The organism is Streptomyces sp. NPDC003300 (genome assembly GCF_040610915.1).
Lineage (GTDB): Bacteria > Actinomycetota > Actinomycetes > Streptomycetales > Streptomycetaceae > Actinacidiphila.
Window position 1 is genome coordinate 1 of record NZ_JBEXNE010000006.1, and the last position, 20,196, is coordinate 20,196.

22 protein-coding genes and 1 pseudogene are annotated in these 20,196 nt (G+C 73.5%); 14 read left to right on the forward strand and 9 right to left on the reverse strand.

Features of this window, described 5'->3' with window-relative positions; all coding sequences use genetic code 11:
- The first annotated feature begins 262 nt into the window (after nucleotides 1-262).
- From alr to ABZX65_RS10965, 4 genes are all read left to right on the forward strand, one after another.
- On the forward strand, nucleotides 263-1,420 hold the full coding sequence (gene alr / locus ABZX65_RS10950) for an alanine racemase (protein ID WP_355336782.1): 1,158 nt from the start codon (nucleotides 263-265) through the stop codon (nucleotides 1,418-1,420).
- 147 nt (nucleotides 1,421-1,567) lie between these two features.
- Entirely contained in the window at nucleotides 1,568-2,791 is a 1,224-nt protein-coding gene (locus tag ABZX65_RS10955) for an alpha/beta hydrolase (RefSeq protein WP_355336783.1), read from the forward strand.
- A gap of 146 nt (nucleotides 2,792-2,937) precedes the next feature.
- Nucleotides 2,938-3,402 carry a tRNA (adenosine(37)-N6)-threonylcarbamoyltransferase complex ATPase subunit type 1 TsaE gene (gene tsaE / locus ABZX65_RS10960; protein ID WP_355337191.1) on the forward strand — a complete coding sequence of 155 codons (465 nt, stop codon included), beginning with the start codon at nucleotides 2,938-2,940 and terminating at the stop codon, nucleotides 3,400-3,402.
- A gap of 150 nt (nucleotides 3,403-3,552) precedes the next feature.
- The gene (locus tag ABZX65_RS10965) at nucleotides 3,553-3,762 is read left to right on the forward strand and encodes a hypothetical protein (RefSeq protein WP_355336784.1); all 210 of its coding nucleotides are present in this window, start codon (nucleotides 3,553-3,555) and stop codon (nucleotides 3,760-3,762) included.
- A gap of 70 nt (nucleotides 3,763-3,832) precedes the next feature.
- Here the strand turns inward: ABZX65_RS10965 and ABZX65_RS10970 are convergent, their stop codons facing one another.
- Entirely contained in the window at nucleotides 3,833-4,384 is a 552-nt protein-coding gene (locus tag ABZX65_RS10970; protein ID WP_355336785.1) for a hypothetical protein, read from the reverse strand.
- Between the two features lie 101 nt (nucleotides 4,385-4,485).
- Here ABZX65_RS10970 and tsaB point away from each other — a divergent pair, with 101 nt between their 5' ends.
- The 5 genes from tsaB to ABZX65_RS10995 are packed head-to-tail and all read left to right on the forward strand — an operon-like array spanning nucleotide 4,486 to nucleotide 8,119.
- Complete coding sequence (gene tsaB / locus ABZX65_RS10975; protein ID WP_355336786.1) at nucleotides 4,486-5,151, forward strand: tRNA (adenosine(37)-N6)-threonylcarbamoyltransferase complex dimerization subunit type 1 TsaB; 666 nt, start codon at nucleotides 4,486-4,488, stop codon at nucleotides 5,149-5,151.
- Nucleotides 5,152-5,195: 44 nt separating this feature from the next.
- Nucleotides 5,196-5,723 (forward strand): ribosomal protein S18-alanine N-acetyltransferase, encoded by a 528-nt coding sequence (gene rimI / locus ABZX65_RS10980; RefSeq protein WP_355337193.1) that lies wholly within the window; start codon nucleotides 5,196-5,198, stop codon nucleotides 5,721-5,723.
- Nucleotides 5,724-5,728: 5 nt separating this feature from the next.
- Nucleotides 5,729-6,898, forward strand: coding sequence for a tRNA (adenosine(37)-N6)-threonylcarbamoyltransferase complex transferase subunit TsaD (gene tsaD / locus ABZX65_RS10985; protein ID WP_355336787.1), 1,170 nt, complete (start codon nucleotides 5,729-5,731; stop codon nucleotides 6,896-6,898).
- Nucleotides 6,895-7,167: a hypothetical protein gene (locus ABZX65_RS10990; RefSeq protein WP_355336788.1), complete on the forward strand. Its 273-nt coding sequence runs from the start codon at nucleotides 6,895-6,897 to the stop codon at nucleotides 7,165-7,167. The genes tsaD and ABZX65_RS10990 overlap by 4 nt, the downstream gene beginning before the upstream one ends.
- Nucleotides 7,168-7,186: 19 nt before the next feature.
- The gene (locus ABZX65_RS10995) at nucleotides 7,187-8,119 is read left to right on the forward strand and encodes a polysaccharide deacetylase family protein (protein ID WP_355336789.1); all 933 of its coding nucleotides are present in this window, start codon (nucleotides 7,187-7,189) and stop codon (nucleotides 8,117-8,119) included.
- On the opposite strand, the gene ABZX65_RS11000 is transcribed toward ABZX65_RS10995, so the two are convergent.
- Nucleotides 8,110-9,375, reverse strand: a complete 1,266-nt coding sequence (locus tag ABZX65_RS11000; protein WP_355336790.1) for a class I SAM-dependent methyltransferase — start codon at nucleotides 9,373-9,375, stop codon at nucleotides 8,110-8,112. The genes ABZX65_RS10995 and ABZX65_RS11000 overlap by 10 nt on opposite strands.
- Before the next feature lie 231 nt (nucleotides 9,376-9,606).
- On the opposite strand from ABZX65_RS11000, the gene groES reads away from it, so the two are divergent.
- Both groES and groL read left to right on the forward strand, forming a co-directional pair.
- A complete protein-coding gene (gene groES, locus ABZX65_RS11005; protein ID WP_093740451.1) occupies nucleotides 9,607-9,915 on the forward strand; it encodes a co-chaperone GroES in 309 nt (102 codons plus the stop codon).
- A 136-nt stretch (nucleotides 9,916-10,051) separates the two neighbouring features.
- On the forward strand, nucleotides 10,052-11,677 hold the full coding sequence (groL, locus tag ABZX65_RS11010) for a chaperonin GroEL (protein WP_355336791.1): 1,626 nt from the start codon (nucleotides 10,052-10,054) through the stop codon (nucleotides 11,675-11,677).
- Nucleotides 11,678-12,288: 611 nt separating this feature from the next.
- Here the strand turns inward: groL and ABZX65_RS11015 are convergent.
- The 5 genes from ABZX65_RS11015 to ABZX65_RS11035 all read right to left on the reverse strand — a co-directional run bounded on the left by ABZX65_RS11015 (nucleotide 12,289) and on the right by ABZX65_RS11035 (nucleotide 16,496).
- Nucleotides 12,289-13,065 (reverse strand): SDR family oxidoreductase, encoded by a 777-nt coding sequence (locus tag ABZX65_RS11015; protein WP_355336792.1) that lies wholly within the window; start codon nucleotides 13,063-13,065, stop codon nucleotides 12,289-12,291.
- A 34-nt stretch (nucleotides 13,066-13,099) separates the two neighbouring features.
- On the reverse strand, nucleotides 13,100-13,771 hold the full coding sequence (locus ABZX65_RS11020; protein WP_355336793.1) for an MOSC domain-containing protein: 672 nt from the start codon (nucleotides 13,769-13,771) through the stop codon (nucleotides 13,100-13,102).
- A 10-nt stretch (nucleotides 13,772-13,781) separates the two neighbouring features.
- A complete protein-coding gene (locus tag ABZX65_RS11025) occupies nucleotides 13,782-14,447 on the reverse strand; it encodes an MOSC domain-containing protein (protein ID WP_355336794.1) in 666 nt (221 codons plus the stop codon).
- Nucleotides 14,448-14,466: 19 nt separating this feature from the next.
- Nucleotides 14,467-15,255 carry a GNAT family N-acetyltransferase gene (locus tag ABZX65_RS11030; RefSeq protein WP_355336795.1) on the reverse strand — a complete coding sequence of 263 codons (789 nt, stop codon included), beginning with the start codon at nucleotides 15,253-15,255 and terminating at the stop codon, nucleotides 14,467-14,469.
- 74 nt (nucleotides 15,256-15,329) lie between these two features.
- Nucleotides 15,330-16,496 carry an aminotransferase class V-fold PLP-dependent enzyme gene (locus tag ABZX65_RS11035; protein ID WP_355336796.1) on the reverse strand — a complete coding sequence of 389 codons (1,167 nt, stop codon included), beginning with the start codon at nucleotides 16,494-16,496 and terminating at the stop codon, nucleotides 15,330-15,332.
- An 84-nt stretch (nucleotides 16,497-16,580) separates the two neighbouring features.
- On the opposite strand from ABZX65_RS11035, the gene ABZX65_RS11040 reads away from it, so the two are divergent.
- Nucleotides 16,581-17,486, forward strand: a complete 906-nt coding sequence (locus ABZX65_RS11040; protein WP_355336797.1) for a LysR family transcriptional regulator — start codon at nucleotides 16,581-16,583, stop codon at nucleotides 17,484-17,486.
- 178 nt (nucleotides 17,487-17,664) lie between these two features.
- Here the strand turns inward: ABZX65_RS11040 and ABZX65_RS11045 are convergent, their stop codons facing one another.
- The gene (locus ABZX65_RS11045; RefSeq protein ID WP_355337195.1) at nucleotides 17,665-17,883 is read right to left on the reverse strand and encodes a pentapeptide repeat-containing protein; all 219 of its coding nucleotides are present in this window, start codon (nucleotides 17,881-17,883) and stop codon (nucleotides 17,665-17,667) included.
- Nucleotides 17,872-18,165: pseudogene (locus ABZX65_RS11050) on the reverse strand (WhiB family transcriptional regulator); the annotation flags it as partial. The gene ABZX65_RS11045 and the pseudogene ABZX65_RS11050, both read right to left, overlap by 12 nt.
- Before the next feature lie 469 nt (nucleotides 18,166-18,634).
- On the opposite strand from ABZX65_RS11050, the gene ABZX65_RS11055 reads away from it, so the two are divergent.
- Complete coding sequence (locus ABZX65_RS11055) at nucleotides 18,635-19,246, forward strand: response regulator transcription factor (RefSeq protein WP_003948568.1); 612 nt, start codon at nucleotides 18,635-18,637, stop codon at nucleotides 19,244-19,246.
- Nucleotides 19,247-19,471: 225 nt separating this feature from the next.
- Nucleotides 19,472-20,092 (forward strand): sigma-70 family RNA polymerase sigma factor, encoded by a 621-nt coding sequence (locus ABZX65_RS11060; protein WP_355336798.1) that lies wholly within the window; start codon nucleotides 19,472-19,474, stop codon nucleotides 20,090-20,092.
- Nucleotides 20,093-20,196: the final 104 nt, after the last annotated feature.

The window sequence follows — 20,196 nt, forward strand, 5'->3', positions numbered from 1 at the left end:
GCCCACCCACCCCCTCCCCGGCCACCCCCACCGGCGGGCGGACGCCGACGTACCGGGAGGGGACGGGCCGGGGTGCCCCCGCAGGGGGACGAACGGAAAGGGGCTGGACGTATCCGAAGTGGGTGCACGTTCGTCGCCCGAGGAGGTGCCCCGGACCGGCACCGACCCAGGCACAAGCGGCACCCGCAGACGGAGAAAGCACCCGCACGGGTGGGCGGGCGGGCAAGACACGCCCAGCACCCGACCTGAGACACTGACCGCAATGGACGAGAAGCGGATGCGCGGCTGGGCACAAGTGGACCTGACCGCGCTGCGAGCAAACGTGAGAGCGCTGCGCGCAAAGGCACCCACGGCCGCGTTCATGGCCGTCGTGAAGGCCGACGCCTACGGCCACGGAATGGTCCCGTGCGCCAAGGCGGCCGTCGAGGCCGGAGCGACCTGGCTCGGCGTGGCCACCCCCGAGGAAGCCCTGACCCTGCGGGCAGCGGGCCTGAAGGCCCGCACCCTGTGCTGGCTGTGGACCCCCGGAGGACCCTGGCGGGAGTGCGTCGAAGCCGACATCGACGTGACGGTGAGCGCGATGTGGGCGCTCCGCGAAGCCACGGCGGCGGCCGAGGCGGCCGGCCGCCCGGCCAGAGTGCAGCTCAAGATCGACGCGGGCCTCGGCCGCAACGGCGCCCAGCCCGCCCAGTGGCCCGAACTGGTCGCACGGGCCCGCGCGGCCGAGCGCGACGGCCTGATCCGGGTGACAGGAGTGTGGGCGCACTTCAGCTGCGCCGACGAACCGGGCCACCCCTCCATCGAGCGGGAGCTGAACGTCTTCAAGGAGGCCCTGGCGCAGGCCGAGGCGGCGGGCCTCACCCCCGAGGTGCGGCACCTCGCGAATTCGCCGGGCACCCTGACGCTGCCGGAGGCGCACTTCGACCTGGTGCGGCCGGGCGTGGCGATGTACGGCATCTCGCCGGTGCCCGAGATCGGCGGTTCCGCGGACTTCGGGCTGCGGCCGGTGATGACGGTCGTCGGCCGCCTGGCGTCGGTGAAGCGGGTGCCGGGCGGGCACGGGGTGAGCTACGGGCACAAGTACGTGACGCCGGGCGAGACGACGTTGGCGCTGGTGCCGCTGGGCTACGCGGACGGCGTGCCGCGGCACGCCTCGGGCGCGGGCCCGGTGCTGGTCGCGGGCAAGTGGCGGACGGTCGCGGGCCGGGTCGCGATGGACCAGTTCGTGGTGGACCTCGGCGGCGACGCGGCCGAGCCCGGCGACGAGGCGGTGCTGTTCGGCCCCGGCGACCAGGGCGAGCCGACCGCCGAGGACTGGGCGCGGGCGTGCGGCACGATCGCGTACGAGATCGTCACCCGTATCGGCGCGCGGGTCCCGCGGGTATACGTGGGCGCCAGCGACGGCGCGCCGTCCCGGTAGGCGTGACCGGCCCCCTGGTCTCGGCGGGCGAGACCACAGGCGGCAGCGACGGCGCCCCGTGTCCCACGGCGTGATCGGCGCGCGGGTCCCGCGGGTATACGTGGGGGAAGGCGCCGGTCCCGGCGCAGGCGACAGCGATGGAGCACCGTGCCAGAAGGCGTGAAGTGGGAGAAGGCAGGGCTGGTCGGCGCGGCGATCGGGGTGGTCGCGGCGGGCGCCGCGGCGGGCGTGGCGATCGAGCGGGTGACCGTCGGCCGCGGGATGCGCCGCCGCGCCCGGCTGGCGCTGGACTCGGCGGGCCCGTACGGAACGCTGCGCGGACAGCCCGGCACGGTCGCGGCGGAGGACGGCACGGAGCTGTACTACGAGACCGAGGACGTCGCGCCGCCGGAGCCCGAGCCGCAGACACCGCCCTCGCGCCGCAGCCGCGGCTGGCTGCGCCGCCGCGCCGAGGCGCCGCAGCCGGTGACGGTGGTGTTCTCGCACGGGTACTGCCTGAACCAGGACTCCTGGCACTTCCAGCGGGCGGCGCTGCGCGGCACCGTACGGGCGGTGTACTGGGACCAGCGCAGTCACGGCCGCAGCGAGCGCGGCCGGGACCAGGTGGCGGGCGGGCCCGCCACCATCGACCAGCTGGGCCGCGACCTGAAGGCGGTGCTGGACGCGGCGGTGCCCGAGGGCCCGGTGGTGCTGGTCGGGCACTCGATGGGCGGGATGACGGTGATGGCGTTCGCCGACCAGTTCCCCGAGTACGTCGAGGAGCGGGTCGTCGGCGTCGCGTTCGTCTCGACGTCGGCGGGGAAGCTGGCCGCGGTGACGCTGGGGCTGCCCGCCGCGGGCGCGCGGGCGTTCCGGGCGCTGGCGCCCGCGGTGCTGCGGGCGCTGGGCAGCCAGGCGGATCTGGTCGAGCGGGGGCGGCAGGCCACCGCCGACCTGTTCGCGGGGATCATCAAGCGGTACTCGTTCGGCTCCGACGTGGACCCGGCGGTCGGCCGGTTCGCCGAGCGGCTGATCGAGTCGACGCCGATCGACGTGGTCGCCGAGTTCTATCCGGCGTTCACCGACCACGACAAGGGCGACGCGCTGTCGGTGCTCGACGGGCTGCCCGGTCTCGTACTGGCGGGGGACAAGGACCTGTTGACGCCGAGCGCGCACAGTACGGAGATCGCCGAGAAGCTGCCGGACGCCGAACTGGTGATCGTGGAGGGCGCGGGGCACCTGGTCATCATGGAGCGCCCCGAGGTGGTGAACGCGGCGCTCGCGCTGCTGATCGCGCAGGCCGCGGACTCGGTGCGCGCACCGGTCCCGCAGGTGCTGCGCGACCTGGCGGCGGCGCGGGCGTCGACCCGTACGACGGCCGCCGACGCGTAACATTCGCGTTCATGGCCACACCGCACGATGCCACGCCCCCGCACGAGACCGCCGCGCAGAACGCCGCCGAGCACGAGGCGGTGCGGCGCGGCGCGACACCGCACGAACCGGGCTCCGTGGGGATCACCGTCCCCACCCCCGACCTGATGCGCGACCTGGGCCGCCGCCTGGCCGCGCTGCTCGCCCCCGGCGACCTGGTGCTGCTCAGCGGCGAGCTGGGCGCGGGCAAGACCACGCTGGCCCGCGGCCTCGGCGAGGGTCTGGGCGTACGCGGCGCCGTCACCTCCCCGACCTTCGTGATCGCCCGCGTCCACCCCTCCCTGACCGCGGGTCCCGCGCTGGTGCACGTGGACGCGTACCGCCTGGGCGGCGGCCTGGACGAGATGGAGGACCTGGACCTCGACGTGTCGCTCCCCGAGTCCGTGGTCGTCGTGGAGTGGGGCGACGGCAAGGTCGAGGAGCTGTCGGAGGCGCGGCTCCAGGTCGTCATCGCCCGTACGGTCGGCGGCCCGGCGGACGGGGACGGCGAGGGCGACGACGTACGCGAGGTGACCGTCACCGGCGTCGGCCCGCGCTGGACCGGCCAGGACCTCACCGCGCTGCGCGCCTGACCCTCGCTCCGATCCCCCGTTCGGCCCCCGCTCCGCCCTCCGTTCCGACAGGCTGTCGGCAAGATGTTGCGCGAGGGCGGCCGGGCGTGGTCTGCTGGTTGCGGGTACCTGGTTAGGGCGCCCTAACTACGTCTCTTCGGGGAGGCGCACATGCCGGCCCAGATCCGGACCCAGGACACGCGGGACCCGCGGCGGGACACCCCGCCGCCCAACGTCGGCGCCCTGCTGGCCGCCGGAGCCGCGGCCCGCACACTGTCGACCCCGCCGGACGACGGCGAGGAGCCCGCGCCGGCGGACCCGCCGGTCACCACGGCGACGGGCAGGACGACGGACGCGCCGGAGGCAGAAACCGGCGCGTGAGACGCGCGGCTACTTCACAGGGCGGCTACTTCACAGCGCGGCTACTTCACGACGCGCCTACTCCGCGCGGCTACTTCACGACGAAAACACTGCTGCCGATCGTCGCGATCTGCCACAGCGCCGTGCCGTCGAGCCGCGTCTCGCGGATCGCCGCCGTCTGCTTCGAGGGATCGGGCTTCGCCAGCGACCCGTCCGCGGCCGCGCTGAAGCCGACGTTTATCCCGTCGGTCGTCGCGAAGAGCACCACGTGCTCGACCTGGGCGCCGTCGCCTCCTATGCCGGAGGCGCGCCGCGAGAAGACGCGGTGTATCCCCACGCTCGGCGCCACATTGCCCGCGACCACCGCGTAGGTGCGGTCGACCTTCTCCGCGTCACCGACCAGCCACACCCGCTTGGCGGAGATGCTGTAGACCACGCGCCTGCCGGTGCCGGAGGCGGCGGGCAGCGGATACGTCTTCGGCGTCGGCTTCGTGCTGGGCGACTTCACGGCCGAGGTGGAGGGCCTGGCCTGCGGCGGCTGGTCGGGCGCGGAGCCCGCCGCCTGCGCGGCGAGCACGGCGATGACGACCAGGGCAGCCGCAGTGAGCCCCGAGACCAGGGTGCTCGACTTGATCCGCGCCACGGTTGTCCTCCGGATGGGGTTCGCACATGCTCCCGGTTGACGGTAGCAGCCGCGCCGCCCGCGGCCACGACCGTACGGGCGCGCGCCGTACCCTTGGGGACGTGCTGCTGCTTGCCTTCGATACCGCCACACCCGCCGTCACCGCCGCCCTGCACGACGGGGAGCGGGTCCTCGCCGAGTCGACCGTCGTCGACGCGCGCCGGCACGGCGAGTTGCTGATGCCCGCGATCGACCGGGTCCTGGTCGCCGCCGACCGTACGCTCGCCCACGTCACCGGCGTCGTGGTCGGCGTCGGCCCGGGACCGTACACCGGGCTGCGCGTCGGCCTGGTGACGGCCGCGTCCTTCGGGGACGCGCTGGGCGTCCCCGTGCACGGCGTGTGCACCCTGGACGGGCTGGCCTGGGCCGCGGGCGCGGCCGGGCTCGACGGGCCGTTCACCGTGGCCACCGACGCCCGCCGCAAAGAGGTGTACTGGGCGCGCTACGACGACCCGCGGCACCGCGCCACCGAGCCCGCCGTGGACCGCCCGGCCGATATCGCGGACGCGGTACGCGGCCTGCCGTCGGTCGGCGCGGGCGCCGCGCTGTACCCGGAGGTCTTCACCGACCGCCGTCAGGGCACCGAGGACCAGTCGGCGGGCGCGCTCGCGGCGCTGGCCGCGTACCGGCTGGCCGCCGACGAGCCCTTCGACCCGCCGCTGCCGCTGTACCTGCGGCGGCCGGACGCGCAGGTGCCCGCCGGGTACAAGGCGGTACTGCCGAAGTGACCGGGGCCGCTCACGGGAGCGCCACCGCCGTGACGCTGCGCGAGATGCGCTGGTGGGACCTGGACGCCGTACTGGCCCTGGAACACGACCTGTTCCCCGAGGACGCCTGGTCGCGCGCGATGTTCTGGTCGGAGCTGGCCGACGCCCGGCACCCGGCCGCGACCCGCTTCTACGTGGTCGCGCAGGACGCCGGGGGACGGCTCGTCGGCTACGCGGGGCTCGCCGCCATCGCCGGAACGGGTGATGTGCAGACCATCGCCGCCGCCCGCGACCACTGGGGCACCGGGCTCGGCGCCCGGCTGCTCACCACGCTGCTGCGCGCCGCCACCGACGCCGAGTGCCACGAGGTGCTGCTGGAGGTACGGGTCGACAACACCCGCGCCCAGCGGCTCTACCAGCGCTTCGGCTTCGAGCCGATCGGCTTCCGCAAGGGCTACTACCAGCCGGGCAACGTGGACGCCCTCGTCATGCGGCTCGCCGACCCGGCCGCCACCCCCGTCGCCCCCGCCGCCTTCGCGCAGACCGACGAAACCGACCCGGCCGCCCCGCCTCCCACCCGTACAGGAAACTGAGATCCATGGCTGACGAACCCCTTGTCCTCGGCATCGAGACCTCGTGCGACGAGACCGGCGTCGGCATCGTGCGCGGCCACACGCTGCTGGCCGACGCGGTCGCCTCCAGCGTCGACGAGCACGCCCGGTACGGCGGTGTGGTCCCCGAAGTGGCCAGCCGCGCGCACCTGGAGGCGATGGTCCCCACCATCCAGCGCGCGCTGAAGGACGCCGGGGTCGCCGCGAGCGACCTGGACGGCATCGCGGTCACGGCGGGCCCCGGGCTCGCGGGCGCGCTGCTGGTCGGGGTGTCGGCGGCGAAGGCGTACGCGTACGCGCTCGGCAAGCCGCTGTACGGCGTCAACCACCTGGCCTCGCACATCTGCGTCGACCAGCTCGAACACGGCGCGCTGCCCGAGCCGACGATGGCGCTGCTGGTGTCCGGCGGGCACTCGTCGCTGCTGCTCGCGCCCGACATCACCAGCGACGTACGGCCGTTGGGCGCGACCATCGACGACGCGGCGGGCGAGGCGTTCGACAAGGTCGCCAGGGTGCTGGGGCTCGGCTTCCCCGGCGGCCCGGCGATCGACCGGCACGCCCGCGAGGGCGACCCCGGGGCCATCGCCTTCCCGCGCGGCCTGACCGGCGGGCGCGACCCGGTCTACGACTTCTCCTTCTCCGGCCTGAAGACCGCCGTGGCGCGCTGGGTCGAGGCCCGGCGCAGGGACGGCCAGGACGTGCCGATCGCCGATGTGGCCGCGTCCTTCCAGGAGGCCGTGGTGGACGTGCTGACCCGCAAGGCGATCCGCGCCTGCCGGGACAACGGCGTCGACCACCTGATGATCGGCGGCGGTGTCGCCGCCAACTCCCGCCTGCGGTCACTGGCGTTGGAGCGCTGCGAGGACGCGGGCATCCGGCTGCGGGTGCCGCGCCCCGGCCTGTGCACCGACAACGGCGCGATGGTCGCGGCCCTCGGCGCCGAGATGGTCGCGCGCGGCCGGGCCTCCTCCACCCTCGACCTGCCCGCCGACTCCTCGCTGCCGGTCACGGAGGTGTCGGTGCCCGGCCACACCCACCCCGGCCCGCACGGCCACGGGCCGGGCCACGGGCACCCGCACGCACACGACCACGGGCCGGGCCACGCGCACGACCACGACCATGTGCACGAGCTGAGCAAGGACAACCTGTACGGATGACCGTCACGCTGATGTGGGAGGCCGCCGCCGCAGAAGGCCGCGGCCCCGACCTCCTCGACTGGGCCAGGAAGCAGGCCCGTACGCTCCCCGGCACGCCGACCCGCCGCGAATTCCTCACCGCGCCCGACGACCGGGTGCTCATCCTCACGTGGTGGGACGCGCCCTACGACGCCGTACTGCCGGAACTGCCCGACCCGGACGGGGCGTTGGTGCGCCGCCAGGTGCACCGCTGGCGCTTCACCTCGGTGTCGGTGGAACCCGGCGCCTGAAAGTCGCATCAGCCAGGGTGTGCACCACGATCCCCTGACCCCCGTCCCCACCCGCGCCCGTCGCCGCCCCGGCGGTCGCCCGGCCCGTACCGGCAGCAGGGCCGCTCTCCCGCTGCTGGCGGCGGCCTGCCTGCTGCTCGTCGCGGGCTGCTCGGGCAGCAGCCCGACGTCCGCCTCGACGCCCGGCCCGTCCGCGCCGACGGGCACGGCCACGAGCGCGGGCGGCACCGGGAAGCCCACCACGCCGGCCGGCTCCGCGCAGGCCGAGCGCGCCGCCGCCTTCCGCAAGTGGGGCATACCCGTGCTCGCGGACCCGCCCCCGCCGCCCGCGGTGAAGCCGGTCAAGACCGGCAAGGGGCTGCTGCCGGTGGTCAGCGACGTCCCGACGACGCGGAAGATCGTCTTCGTCACCTTCGACGACGGCGCGGAGAAGGACCCGAAGTTCGTGCGGATGATGCAGGACCTGAAGATCCCCTTCACCATGTTCCTGACGAACGCGATCATCCAGAACGACTACGGCTTCTTCAAACCGCTCCAGGCGTTGGGCAACTCGATCGAGAACCACACCCTGACCCACCCCAACCTGAACACCGAGTCGCTCGCCGCGCAGAAGCACGAGATCTGCGGCCAGCAGACGAAACTCACCCACGAGTACGGCACCGCGCCCGGCCTCTTCCGCCCGCCCTACGGCAACCACAACGCCGCCACCAAGGAGGCCGTGCGGTCCTGCGGAGGCCTGCGCGCGATCATCCTGTGGCGCGAGTCGATGCAGATCAAGAAGGTGCAGTTCCAGCGGCCCGACCACATGTTCCACCCCGGCGACATCATCCTGGCGCACTTCCGCGGGCCCAGTGAGCTCAAGGGCGAGTCGATGACGAGGATGACCGCGAACATGCTCCGGCAGATCGCCCAACAGGGCTTCACCGTGGCCCGGTTGGAGGACTACGTCTGAGAGGTCCCGGTCACCGGCCGCCCGAGCAGCATCGAGGGCGCGCCCGCCACCCGGGTCAGGAACACGGTCGCCGCGTGCGGCCCCCGCGGCTTGACCCGGCGCCGCACCTCCTCGGGCTCCACCGCCGACCCGCGCTTCTTCACCGTCAGCACGCCGACCTCGCGCTCCCGCAGCAGCGCCTTGAGCCGCTTCAGCCCGAACGGCAGCACATCGCCGATCTCGTACGCCGTCGCGTACGGCGTCGGCCGCAGCTCGTCCGCCGTCACGTACGCGATGGTCTCGTCGATCAGGCCGCCGTCCAGCGGGGCCGCCGCCTCCGCCACCAGATGCGCGCGGATCACCGCGCCGTCCGGCTCGTACAGATACCGGCCGACCGGGCGGACCTCCGGGTCGGGCAGCGGCGCCGCCGTGCGCAGACTGGCCCCGCCGGGCAGCAGCGTGGCGCGTACGGAGCCGGGCTCGGTGCCGAACCACAGCGCCGCCTCCTTCACGTCACCGCGGTCCGAGACCCACTCCGCCTCGGCCTCCGGCGGCACCGCCTCGTGCGGAATGCCGGGCGCGACCTTCACCGCGGCGAACGGCACCGCACGGGCCGCGGCCAACGCCCAGGACAGCGGCGGCGCGTAGGCCTCGGGGTCGAAGGTCCGCCCGCCCGCCGCCCGGCCGCCACCCCTCATCGACGTGCCGCGCGCGGCCCCGCCCGGTCCGCCGGTCCGGCGCGCCGGGTCCACGAACACCGCGTCGAACCCGGCGGTGTCCACCTCCGTCACGTCCGCGCAGCGCACCTCGATCAGGTCGGCCAGGCCCAGCGCCGCCGCGTTCGCCCGCGCCGCCGCGCACGCCAACGGGTCCCGGTCCACGGCCAGCACCTCGATCCCGGCCCGCGCCAGCGCGAGGGCGTCCCCGCCGATGCCCCCGCACAGATCCGCCAGCCGCCGCACGCCGAGCGCCCTGAAGCGCTCCGCGCGGTGCGTCGCGACACTCTTCCGGGTGGACTGCTCCACGCCGTTCGGCGTGAAGTACATCCGGTACGCGTCCTCCTCGCCGAATTTCGCCACGGCCCGCTGCCGCAGCCGCGCCTGCCCCAGCGCCGCCGACACCAGCCCGGCGTCGTACGTACGCCGCAGCCGGGTGGCCGCCGCCAGCTCGTCGGCGGGGCTGTGCTCCCGCAACTCCGCGAGCAGCGCCTGTCCGTCGCCGGACAGCAGCCCGGCAAATCCTTGGAGGTCCACCCGGCCATTGTCCCCGCCCGCCATGCGCCGGACGACGGGGCCTGGTACCCCCGAGGGGTACCCCTTTGGAGGGCGTCGCCTGGCACTCCGCTTGACCGAGTGCTAAGCGCGTCCTAGTCTCGGTTCTGGCACTCGGCACCGCTGAGTGCCAGCACTCAGCGACGGGCAGGTCCGGCACCCGCGACGACGGGCCTACCAGGTCGCCGACCCAGACAGACACTCTTCCGTGAGCCCTTTGAAGGGGGAGGTCGGATCGTGACGACCGCCAGCACCAAGGTTGCCATCAAGCCGCTCGAGGACCGCATCGTGGTCCAGCCGCTGGATGCCGAGCAGACCACGGCCTCCGGCCTGGTCATCCCGGACACCGCCAAGGAGAAGCCCCAGGAGGGCGTCGTCCTGGCCGTCGGTCCGGGCCGCTTCGAGGACGGCAACCGCCTGCCGCTCGACGTCTCCGTGGGCGACGTCGTGCTCTACAGCAAGTACGGCGGCACCGAGGTGAAGTACAACGGCGAGGAGTACCTCGTCCTCTCGGCTCGCGACGTCCTCGCGATCGTCGAGAAGTAAGCACCGCTTTTACCGCAGCAGTGATCCCGCCCCGGGTTTCCGCGTCCTACGGACCGGGCGCCCGGGGTGGTTTCGTTGCCTGCTCCTGCCGTCCTTGACGACGTGATTTGACGAGTAGACGAGGTAGTTCACAGGCATGGCCAAGACCCTGAAGTTCGACGAGGACGCCCGTCGCGCCCTTGAGCGCGGCGTCAACAAGCTCGCCGACACCGTGAAGGTGACGATCGGTCCCAAGGGCCGCAACGTCGTCATCGACAAGAAGTTCGGCGCCCCCACCATCACCAACGACGGCGTGACCATCGCCCGTGAGGTGGAGCTGGAGGACGCCTACGAGAACCTGGGCGCCCAGCTCGTCAAGGAGGTGGCGACCAAGACCAACGACATCGCGGGTGACGGCACCACCACCGCGACCGTGCTGGCCCAGGCCCTGGTCCGCGAGGGCCTGCGCAACGTGGCCGCGGGCGCCTCCCCGGCCGCCCTGAAGAAGGGCATCGACGCCGCCGTCAAGGCCGTGTCCGAGGAGCTGCTCGCCACCGCCCGCGCGATCGAGGGCAAGGAGGACATCGCCGCCGTCGCCGCGCTGTCCGCGCAGGACAAGCAGGTCGGCGACCTGATCGCCGAGGCGATGGACAAGGTGGGCAAGGACGGTGTCATCACCGTCGAGGAGTCCAACACCTTCGGCCTGGAGCTGGACTTCACCGAGGGCATGGCGTTCGACAAGGGCTACCTGTCGCCGTACTTCGTCACCGACCAGGAGCGGATGGAAGCGGTCCTCGACGACCCCTACGTCCTCATCCACCAGGGCAAGATCTCCTCGATCCAGGACCTGCTGCCGCTGCTGGAGAAGGTCATCCAGTCCGGCGCGTCCAAGCCGCTGCTGATCATCGCCGAGGACGTCGAGGGCGAGGCCCTGTCGACCCTGGTCGTCAACAAGATCCGCGGCACGTTCAACGCCGTCGCGGTCAAGGCGCCCGGCTTCGGTGACCGCCGCAAGGCCATGCTGGGCGACATCGCGACGCTGACCGGCGCCACGGTCATCGCCGAGGAGGTCGGCCTCAAGCTCGACCAGGCCGGTCTCGACCTGCTCGGCACCGCCCGCCGCATCACCGTCACCAAGGACGACACCACGATCGTCGACGGCGCCGGTGACAAGGCCGAGATCGAGGGCCGCGTCAACCAGATCAAGGCCGAGATCGGCACCACCGACTCGGACTGGGACCGCGAGAAGCTCCAGGAGCGCCTGGCCAAGCTCGCCGGCGGCGTCTGCGTCATCAAGGTCGGCGCGGCCACCGAGGTCGAGCTCAAGGAGAAGAAGCACCGTCTGGAGGACGCCATCTCCGCGACCCGCGCCGCGGTCGAGGAAGGCATCGTCTCCGGCGGCGGCTCCGCGCTCGTCCACGCCGTCAAGGTCCTGGAGGGCAACCTCGGCAAGACCGGCGACGAGGCGACCGGTGTCGCCGTCGTCCGCCGCGCCGCCGTCGAGCCGCTGCGCTGGATCGCCGAGAACGCCGGTCTCGAGGGCTACGTCATCACCGCCAAGGTGGCCGAGCTGGAGAAGAACCACGGCTTCAACGCCGCCTCCGGTGAGTACGGCGACCTCGTCAAGGCCGGCGTCATCGACCCCGTCAAGGTCACGCGCTCCGCGCTGGAGAACGCGGCCTCGATCGCGTCGCTGCTGCTGACGACGGAGACGCTGGTCGTGGAGAAGAAGGAAGAGGAGCCCGCTGACGCGGGGCACGGTGGGCACGGTCACTCCCACTGAGTGACGTCCGTCGGTTCCACCGGGGCGGCCCCGGCACCCTCACGAGGGTGCCGGGGCCGCCCCCTTTCCCCGCCCCCGCCCTACGTCGCCTCCCCGACAGGCGGCACACCGCCTTCCCCGCGACGCGCCCCCGGACGGCTCCCTTGCGCGGGGCGTCACGCCGATCTTTTTCGGGGCGCGGCCCCGGGGCGGTTTCCTTGCGTTGGGCGTCACGCCGATCTTTTTCGGGGCGCGGCCCCGGGGCGGTTCTTCTGCCGAGGCGGCACGCCGTGTAGTTAGGGGCGCGGGGAACTGCGCGCTCAGTCCGCGCGGTGGCGCGGGTGAAAACCGGCCCCAGCGGGGCAGTCGCTGTTGTTCTCGGGCTGAAAGCCCGGTGGGGGCTGGTCGCGCAGTTCCCCGCGCCCCTAAAAACAGGCCCTGCGTCGGCGCCGCGCGCGTACCTGCGGCCCTAAAAACAGGCCCTGCGTCGGCCCGGCGCGTGTACCCGTGCCCCTGAAAAACAGGCCCTGCGTCGGCGCGGCGCGCGTACCCGTGACCCTGGGGGGCGCCCTCGTGGGGAGGGCAGGGGTGTAGGGGGCGCGACCTTGGAGGGCGAACCGTGGCCGGATGGCCTACCGGCGGGGGTCGAAGCGGCGGCCGGCGCGGGTGGAGGCGGCTGCGTAGAGGCCGGGAGGAAGGTGCCGGGCAAGGGACACGGCGAGTTTGTAGCGGGCGGAGGGCACGCTGAGAATGCGCCGGCGGGCGAGATCACGCAGGGCCGCCGTGACCACGGCATCGGCGTCGAGCCAGGCGAAGGAGGGCAGCCGGGAGGCGTCCATCCCGGCCCGGGCGTGGAATTCGGTGCGGACGAAGCCGGGGCACAGGGCGAGGAGCCGCACGCCGGACCCGGCCGTCTCGGCGGCCACGCCCTCGGTGAAGTGGACGATCCACGCCTTGCTGGCCCCGTACGTGCCGCGAGGCATGTAGGCCGCGACGGACGAGACGTTGATCACGTACCCGCGCCCCCGCGGGCGCATGGTCTCGACGGCCGCGCCGGTGAGGCGCAGCACGGCCTCGCAGTGCAGCTTGAGCATGCGCAGCTCGTCGGACATGGGGGCGTCGAGGAAGGTGCCGTGGTTGCCGAAACCGGCGTTGTTGACGAGGACGTCGACAGGCCGTTCCCGGTCGCGCAGCCGCGCTTCCACGGCGGCGATCCCGTCGTCGGTGGTGAGGTCGGCGGGGAGCACCTCGACGTCGGCCCCGTACCGCTCGCGCAGCCCGGCCGCGGTGTCGGCGAGCCGCTGTTCGTCGCGGGCGACGAGGACGAGGGCGTGTCCGTCGGCGGCGAGCCGTCGTACGAAGGCCGCTCCGATGCCGGAGGTCGCGCCGGTGACCAGTGAAGTCGTCATCCCGGCAGCGTACGGGCCGCCGCCGGACCCTTCGTCAACGCGCCGGACTCAAGCGGCTGTTGACCGCCTCCAGATACGTACGGTTCATGGTGTCGGCCGCGGCCATGACCCGCGGCAGCAGCTCGGACTCCAGGGTCATCGCCCGGAAGAGGAAGGCGACGGTGACCTCGTGGTCCGGCCGGTGCACGACCTCGACCGGGTCCCCGGCGCGGACCTCGCCCGGTGTGATCACCCGCAGGAACGGGCCCGGCAGCCCCTCCTGGGTGAACCGCTTGACCCATCCGCGTTCGTCCAGCCACCCGGCGAAGGTGCGGCACGGGATGCGGGGCGAGGTCACTTCGAGGACGAGCCCCGCGGCGCCGATCCGCCAGCGCTCGCCGATCAGCGCGGCGTTGACGTCGATGCCGGTGGTGGTCAGATTCTCGCCGAAGCGGCCGTCGGGCAGCTCGCGCCCCAGCCGCCGCTCCCAGCGGTCGAGATCCTCGCGGGCGTACGCGTACACCGCCTGTTCGTCGCCGCCGTGGAAGCGCAGGTCGCAGACGGTGTCCCCGGCGAGGCCGCCGCCCGCGACGCCGCGCGGTCCGGGCGCCGTGACGGCGACGGGTCCGGTCGCCGGGAGCTTCCCGATGCCGGTGAGGCCGCCTTCGCCGTCGGTGTAGGGCACGACGAGGGGGCGGGCGACGTTCACGGAGCGCACTCGGGACATGGGAGGCAGCCTATTTCGGGTCGTGGGCGAGGCGGCGGCGGATCGCGTCGCGGTCCTCGCGGGGGAGGGCGTCGAGGCCGGTCAGCAGCGGCAGCAGCTCGGGCTCGGTGGTGAAGGCCCGGAAGGACAGCGCGACGGTGACCTCGTGGTCCGGCCGGTGCACGACCTCGACCGGGTCCCCCGCGCGGATCTCGCCCGGCTCGATCACCCGCAGATACGGGCCCGGCAGCGCCGCGTCGGTGAAGCGCCGCAGCCACCGGTCCTCGCCGAGCCAGCCCGCGAAGGTCGCGCACGGGATGCGCGGGCAGGACACCTCCAGGAGGGGTCCGCGCGCGCCGATCCGCCAGCGCTCGCCGATCAGCGAGGCGTTGACGTCGATGCCGGAGGTGGTCAGATTCTCGCCGAAGAAGCCGTTGGCGAAGGTACGGCCCAGCTCGCGGCCCCAGTGGTCGAGGTCTTCGCGGGCGTACGCGTAGACGGCCTGGTCGGCGCCGCCGTGGTGCTTGACGTCGTGCGCGCGGTCACCGGCCAGACCGACCGCGCCGTCCCCCTTCGGACCCGGCGCGGTGACCCGTACCGGGCCGGTGACCGGCCGTTTGTCGATACCGGTCGCCGGCAGCCGCTTCCACGGGTTGGGGCGCGGGTGGCCGATGTTGACGCTCAGCAGCAGTCCCATGCGGGGCGCGCCTCCGCTCTCAGGGCTGGTAGAGGTACGGGGTGGTGACGCTCAGGGCGCTGAAGCCGAGGCGCTGGAGGATGGGGCGGCTGGCGTCCATCGCGTCGACCTGGAGGTAGCGGTAGCCGCGGGCGGCGGCGATACGGGCCCGGTGGGCGATCAGCGCGCGGTAGACGCCGCGTCCGCGCCACTCGGTGACGGTCCCGCCGCCCCACAGGCTCGCGAAGTCCTTGCCCGGCGGCATCTCCATGCGGGCCCCGCAGACCGGCCGGTCGCCCGCCATCGCCAGCACCAGCGCGATCTCGTCCGGCGCCTGCGCGAGCGCGTCCAGCAGCCGCTCGCGCAACTGCTCCGCGCCCGTACCGAACGCCTCCTCGTGCACGGCGGCCAGCAGGTCCACCCCGGCGGCGTCGGTCACCTCCACCAGCCGTACGCCGTCCGGCGGGACGGGCTCGCCGGGCAGCGCCGCGACCTCCGCGACCATCAGCGTCTCCGGCTCCTCCGGCACGAACCCCGCCGCGCGCAGCCGCTCGCCCAGATCGGCCGGCCGGTCGTGCGAGTAGAGCTTCCACTCGAACTCCCGGCCCGCCCCCTCGGGCGACTTCAGCCACGCGAGCTGCGCCTGGACCGCGGGGCCCGCGCTGTCCTCGTCCAGCTCCGACCAGAGCACCCCGCTCCAGTCGTGCATCGCGGCCCCCACCTGCCGCACCACCCCGCCGCCCCGCTCCACCCGCGTCCCCGCCCCCTCCGGCGGAGCGTCCCGCCGCATCTGAGCATCGAACAACCCGAGTACATAAGCGCGATCCATCCCCCCATCCCAACACGCCCACCCCCCCACCCCCAACCGATTTCCCCCCGCGACGCGCCCCGCCGGGAGAGGCGTCAGGCGAGGGATTCGAGGGTGTGGTCGATGTCGGAGGGGGTGTTGTAGAGGTGGAAGGCGAAGCGGAGGGAGGTGGTGGGGGTGGAGAAGCGGACGGCGGCGGCGGTGAGGCGGGCGGGGGCGGTCGGGGGGAGGGCGACGGTGACGGTGGCGGAGGGGCCGGGGACGGGGGTGTGGCCGAGGGCGGTGAGTCCGTCGCGGAAGCGGGCGGCGAGGGCGGTGTCGTGGGCGTGGATCGCGGGGACGCCGATCTCCTCGATCAGGGAGAGGGAGGCGGCGGCGCCGACGAGGGGGAGGTAGGCGGGGCGGGCGTCGAAGCGGCGGGCGCCGGGGGCCAGCCGGGTGACGGGGCCGTAGCACCACTCCCAGGGGTCGTCGGCGGCGTACCAGCCCGCGAAGCCGGGGGAGAGGGTCGGCTCGGCGCCCGCGCGCACGGTCAGGAAGCAGGCGCCGTGCGGGCTGAGCAGCCACTTGTAGGCGTGGCAGACCACGTAGTCGTAGTCGTCGGCGCACAGCGGGAGCCAGCCGACGGACTGGGTGCCGTCCAGGAGCGTACGGGCGCCGTGGGCCGCGGCGGCGGCGCGGATCGCGGGCAGGTCGGCGACCCGGCCGTCGGCGGACTGCACGGCGCTGACGGCGACCAGCGCGGTGCCCGGCCGCACCGCGTCGGCGAGCGCGTCCAGCGGCACGATCCGCAGGTCCAGGTCCTCGCGGGCGGCGAAGGGCTGCACGAGGGAGCTGAAGTCCCGGTCGGCGACGACCACTTCGGCGCCGGGCGGCAGCCGCGCCGCGATCAGCCCGACGCTCTCGGCGACCGTGCTGGCCAGCGCCACCCGCTCCACCGCCACCCCGACGATCCGGGCGTAGGCGGCGCGCGCCGAGACGACGGCCGCCTCGAAGGCGTCGGTGTCGGGGCGGCCCGCCGCCCACTCGTCGACGGCCCCGCGCAGCGCCGCCGCGGTGCGGGCCGGGAGCAGCCCGACGGTGGCGGTGTTGAGGTAGGGCGCGGCGGGGTCGAGGTCCGGATACTCGGCACGGATGAGGCGGTCCGCGGCGAGGCCGCCCCCCGAGGTGCCGCCGGTGCCCGCGCCCGTACCCCTGCCCGCGCCCGTACCCCTGCCCGTACCGCTGCCTGTGCCTGTGCTGCCGAATGCGATGGCGTCCATGGCTCCTCAGCGTGGCGCGGGCCCGCCTCAAAGTCCATTACCGATATCTGTCGGGTATCCCTAAGTTCCGCTTATGGTGGGCGGATGATCGAGGCACGTCATCTCCGGGTGCTGCGGGCCGTCGCCCGCACCGGTTCGTTCTCCGCGGCGGCCCGCGAACTGGGCTGCACCCAGCCCGCCGTCAGCCAGCAGATGAAGGCGCTGGAGCACTCCGCGGGCACCCCGCTGCTGGTCCGCGGCGCCCGCGAGACCCGGCTGACGGAGGCGGGTGACGTGCTGGTCAGGCACGCCGTCGGCATCCTGGCCGGGCTGACGGCGGCCGAGGAGGAGGTCGCGGCGATCGCGGGGCTGCGGGCCGGACGCGTACGCCTCACCTCGTTCCCCTCGGGCAGCTCCACGCTGGTGCCGGGCGCGGTCGCGGCGATGCGCGCGCAGTACCCGGGCACGAAGGTGTCGCTGGAGGAGGCCGAGCCGCCGCGCTCGGTGGAGATGCTGCGCGCGGGCGACTGCGACATCACCCTGGCGTTCCGCTACGTGGATCTGCCGACCCCGGCCGAGGAGTCGTGGGACGACCTCGTCGTGCGCTCGCTGCTCACCGACCGGCTGGTCGGCGTCGTGCCCGAGGGGCACGCGCTCGCTGTCGGCGGGCGCCCGGTGGACATCGCGGAGCTGGAGCAGGAGCAGTGGATCGCGGGGTGCGCGCGCTGCCGCCGCCACCTCGTGGAGGTGTGCGAGCGGGCCGGGTTCACCCCGCGGATCGACTTCGCGACCGACGACTACCCGGCGGTGGTCGGCCTGGTGGCGGCCGGTCTCGGGGTCGCGGTGCTGCCGGAGCTGGCGCTGGAGTCGGTACGTCCCAAGGGCGTCGCCGTGGTGGAGGTGCGTCCGGCCGTGCAGCGCGAGGTGGTGGCCCTCACGCTGCCCGATCTGGCGAACGTCCCGGCGGTGGACATGATGCTCGGCCGCCTTGCGCAGGCGGCGGCCCGCTGATCTCAGGGCACCGGTCGCCCGTCAGCCGGGCCCGGCGGGCGGCGCGCCGCGCGTGCCGTACGCGGCAGGGCGGACGGGGCCGACGCGGCCGACGGGCCCGGCGGGGCCGATGGAACCGGGAGTTCCGACGGCACCGGGAGTGCAGGAACGATTCTGCTGGCGTCTCGCGGAAGCGCGCTCACACGTGGGACGCGTCGCGGATGTCGGACGCGTCGTGCAGGTCGGCGTCGTGCAGGTCGGCGTCGTGCAGGTCAGAATCGTGCAGGTCGGCGTCGTGCAGCTCGGACCTGTCGTGCAGGTCGGCGTCGTCCAGGTCGGCGTCATGCAGGTCGGTCGCGTCGCGCACGTCCGACGGCTCGCGCTCGGAGCGGCCCGCTTCGGCGTCCGCCGAGGGCATCCGCGACCGCGAGCGGCCCATCATCGCCTCGCGCTCGTCCTCGGTGAGGCCGCCCCAGACCCCGTAGGGCTCGCGGACGGCGAGGGCGTGGGTGGCGCATTCGGCCCGTACGGGACAGCGCATGCACACCTCCTTGGCGGAGGCCTCGCGCGCGCTCCGGGCGGCGCCCCGCTCGCCCTCGGGGTGGAAGAAGAGCGAGCTGTCGACGCCTCGGCAGGCGGCCACGAGCTGCCAGTCCCAGAGGTCGGCGTTGGGGCCGGGAAGGCGGGAGAAGTCTGCCATTGCTTATCCCCTCGGAGGGTGTGTGTCGGTCTGGGAGGCCGTGAAGAGTCAGCGTCTCGACCGTACATCTACTGTCGTAGTAGATGTAAATATGACTCATCGCCAATCTAGTGGCGAATAGCCCACAAGGCGCGAAAGAGCGTCCAAACAGTGAAAAATCTGGCATAACACCCGTTCGGCAGCATCCGGGCAGGGCCGCTCGGCCGTAGAGGAATCGTTCCGCCTCCGAAATACCGGCTCTCTCACCCGTCTGACCTGCGGCCTGGGCGATCCGTGTGCGCATGATCACGTAGAGTGCCGATGACCGTCGGCAAACTTCGTAACTCTTTCGGGTGAGGGTCGTTGAGTCTGGCGGAAGCGGTTGGCGGACAAGTGAATCGGGCAGGTGCCCGAGGCCGTCAGCCTCAACGGTGAACATTCGTACAGCCTGGAGGCACAACGTGACGCGGTTCAGCTGCGGAGGGCGGTCATGACTTCTGTCCTCGTCTGCGACGACTCCCCGCTCGCCCGAGAGGCCCTGCGCCGCGCGGTGGCCACCGTGCCCGGTGTCGAGCGCGTAACCACCGCGGCCAACGGCGAGGAAGTCCTCCGCCGCTGGGGTGCCGACCGGTCGGACCTGATCCTGATGGACGTCCGCATGCCCGGCCTCGGCGGCGTCGAGACCGTACGGCGGCTGCTGTCGGCTGACCCCGGCGCCCGGATCATCATGCTCACGGTCGCCGAGGACCTGGACGGCGTGGCGCTGGCCGTCGCCGCCGGTGCCCGCGGCTACCTGCACAAGGACGCCTCGCGCGCCGAACTGCGGGCGACCGTGACGCAGGCGCTGGCCGACCCCACCTGGCGGCTCGCCCCGCGGCGGCTGCGCTCGGCCGAGATGGGCGCCGCGCCCACCCTCACCGCCCGCGAGATCCAGGTGCTCGAAGGCATGAGCCACGGACGCTCCAACGCCGAGATCGGCCGCGAGCTGTTCCTCTCCGAGGACACCGTGAAGACGCACGCCAGGCGGCTGTTCAAGAAGCTCGGCGCGTCCGACCGGGCCCACGCCGTGGCGCTCGGCTTCCGCTGGGGCCTGGTTCGCTGAGCCGTCGTGTCGTACGCCCGAGAGGGCGGCCGTTCCGGCGAAGTCGCCCACAAGTCCTCGGTTTCCCGGGGGAGGACGCATGCTTGACGTATGGACTTCCTCGGGGATCGGCGGGGGCCTCAGATGGCGGAGATGACAGCGTCGGGTTCGGCCGCTCATAACGCTTCGGTGCAGAAGTACGGCCGCGATGACGCGGATCGCGCCGCGGCGAGGCACCATGGGTGGATGCGCGACGACGACACTCCGGCCATCGGTGCCCTTGTCCGGCGCGCAGTCGACGGCGACGAGCAGGCGACACACGACCTGCTCGCGCATGTCCACCCGCTCGCCGAGCGGTACTGCCGCACCAAACTGTCCCGTCTTCCGGGCGACGCCCGGCACTTCGTCGACGACCTCGCCCAAGAGGTCTGTCTCGCGGTGCTGTGCGCCCTGCCCCGCTACCGCGACCTGGGGCGGCCGTTCGAGGCCTTCGTGGTCTCCATCGCCGCCCACAAGGTCGCCGATCTGCAACGGGCCGCCATGCGCGGGCCCGGCAGCACCGCCGTTCCGTCCGACGAGATGCCGGAGAAACCGGACGATTCGCTCGGCCCCGAGGAGCGCGCGCTGCTCAACAGCGACGCCGCCTGGGCCAAGAAGCTGCTCGACAACCTCCCTGACCACCTGCGCGAGTTGGTGCTGCTGCGGGTCGCCGTCGGGCTGAGCGCCGAGGAGACCGGCCAGGTGCTCGGCATGTCGCCGGGGGCCGTACGGGTGGCGCAGCACCGCGCGCTCAGCCGGCTGCGCGCCATCGCGGAACAGACGGCGGGGGCGCCCGCAGCCGGGGACGCGCCGGGTCTCTCGGCGTAGGACACGCGGAAACGGACGGGCGGAAACGGACGGGCGGGCCCGGCACCGGGCCCGGCACCCGGGTGCGACGGCGCGGTCCGGCCGCGCGGTCCGACACCTGGTGA

Coding starts and splice junctions, on each gene's coding strand:
- ABZX65_RS11045 (WP_355337195.1), bottom strand. CDS start 17,883: ATGCCCTCGGCGGACGCCGAAGCGGGCCGCTCCGAGCGCGAGCCGTCG.
- ABZX65_RS10990 (WP_355336788.1), top strand. CDS start 6,895: ATGACCGTCACGCTGATGTGGGAGGCCGCCGCCGCAGAAGGCCGCGGC.
- rimI (WP_355337193.1), top strand. CDS start 5,196: ATGCGCTGGTGGGACCTGGACGCCGTACTGGCCCTGGAACACGACCTG.
- ABZX65_RS11020 (WP_355336793.1), bottom strand. CDS start 13,771: ATGTCCCGAGTGCGCTCCGTGAACGTCGCCCGCCCCCTCGTCGTGCCC.
- ABZX65_RS11025 (WP_355336794.1), bottom strand. CDS start 14,447: ATGGGACTGCTGCTGAGCGTCAACATCGGCCACCCGCGCCCCAACCCG.
- tsaE (WP_355337191.1), top strand. CDS start 2,938: ATGCGCGACCTGGGCCGCCGCCTGGCCGCGCTGCTCGCCCCCGGCGAC.
- ABZX65_RS10965 (WP_355336784.1), top strand. CDS start 3,553: ATGCCGGCCCAGATCCGGACCCAGGACACGCGGGACCCGCGGCGGGAC.
- ABZX65_RS11040 (WP_355336797.1), top strand. CDS start 16,581: ATGATCGAGGCACGTCATCTCCGGGTGCTGCGGGCCGTCGCCCGCACC.
- alr (WP_355336782.1), top strand. CDS start 263: ATGGACGAGAAGCGGATGCGCGGCTGGGCACAAGTGGACCTGACCGCG.
- groL (WP_355336791.1), top strand. CDS start 10,052: ATGGCCAAGACCCTGAAGTTCGACGAGGACGCCCGTCGCGCCCTTGAG.
- ABZX65_RS11000 (WP_355336790.1), bottom strand. CDS start 9,375: ATGGCGGGCGGGGACAATGGCCGGGTGGACCTCCAAGGATTTGCCGGG.
- tsaD (WP_355336787.1), top strand. CDS start 5,729: ATGGCTGACGAACCCCTTGTCCTCGGCATCGAGACCTCGTGCGACGAG.
- ABZX65_RS11035 (WP_355336796.1), bottom strand. CDS start 16,496: ATGGACGCCATCGCATTCGGCAGCACAGGCACAGGCAGCGGTACGGGC.
- ABZX65_RS11060 (WP_355336798.1), top strand. CDS start 19,472: ATGCGCGACGACGACACTCCGGCCATCGGTGCCCTTGTCCGGCGCGCA.
- ABZX65_RS11030 (WP_355336795.1), bottom strand. CDS start 15,255: ATGGATCGCGCTTATGTACTCGGGTTGTTCGATGCTCAGATGCGGCGG.
- ABZX65_RS11015 (WP_355336792.1), bottom strand. CDS start 13,065: ATGACGACTTCACTGGTCACCGGCGCGACCTCCGGCATCGGAGCGGCC.
- ABZX65_RS11055 (WP_003948568.1), top strand. CDS start 18,635: ATGACTTCTGTCCTCGTCTGCGACGACTCCCCGCTCGCCCGAGAGGCC.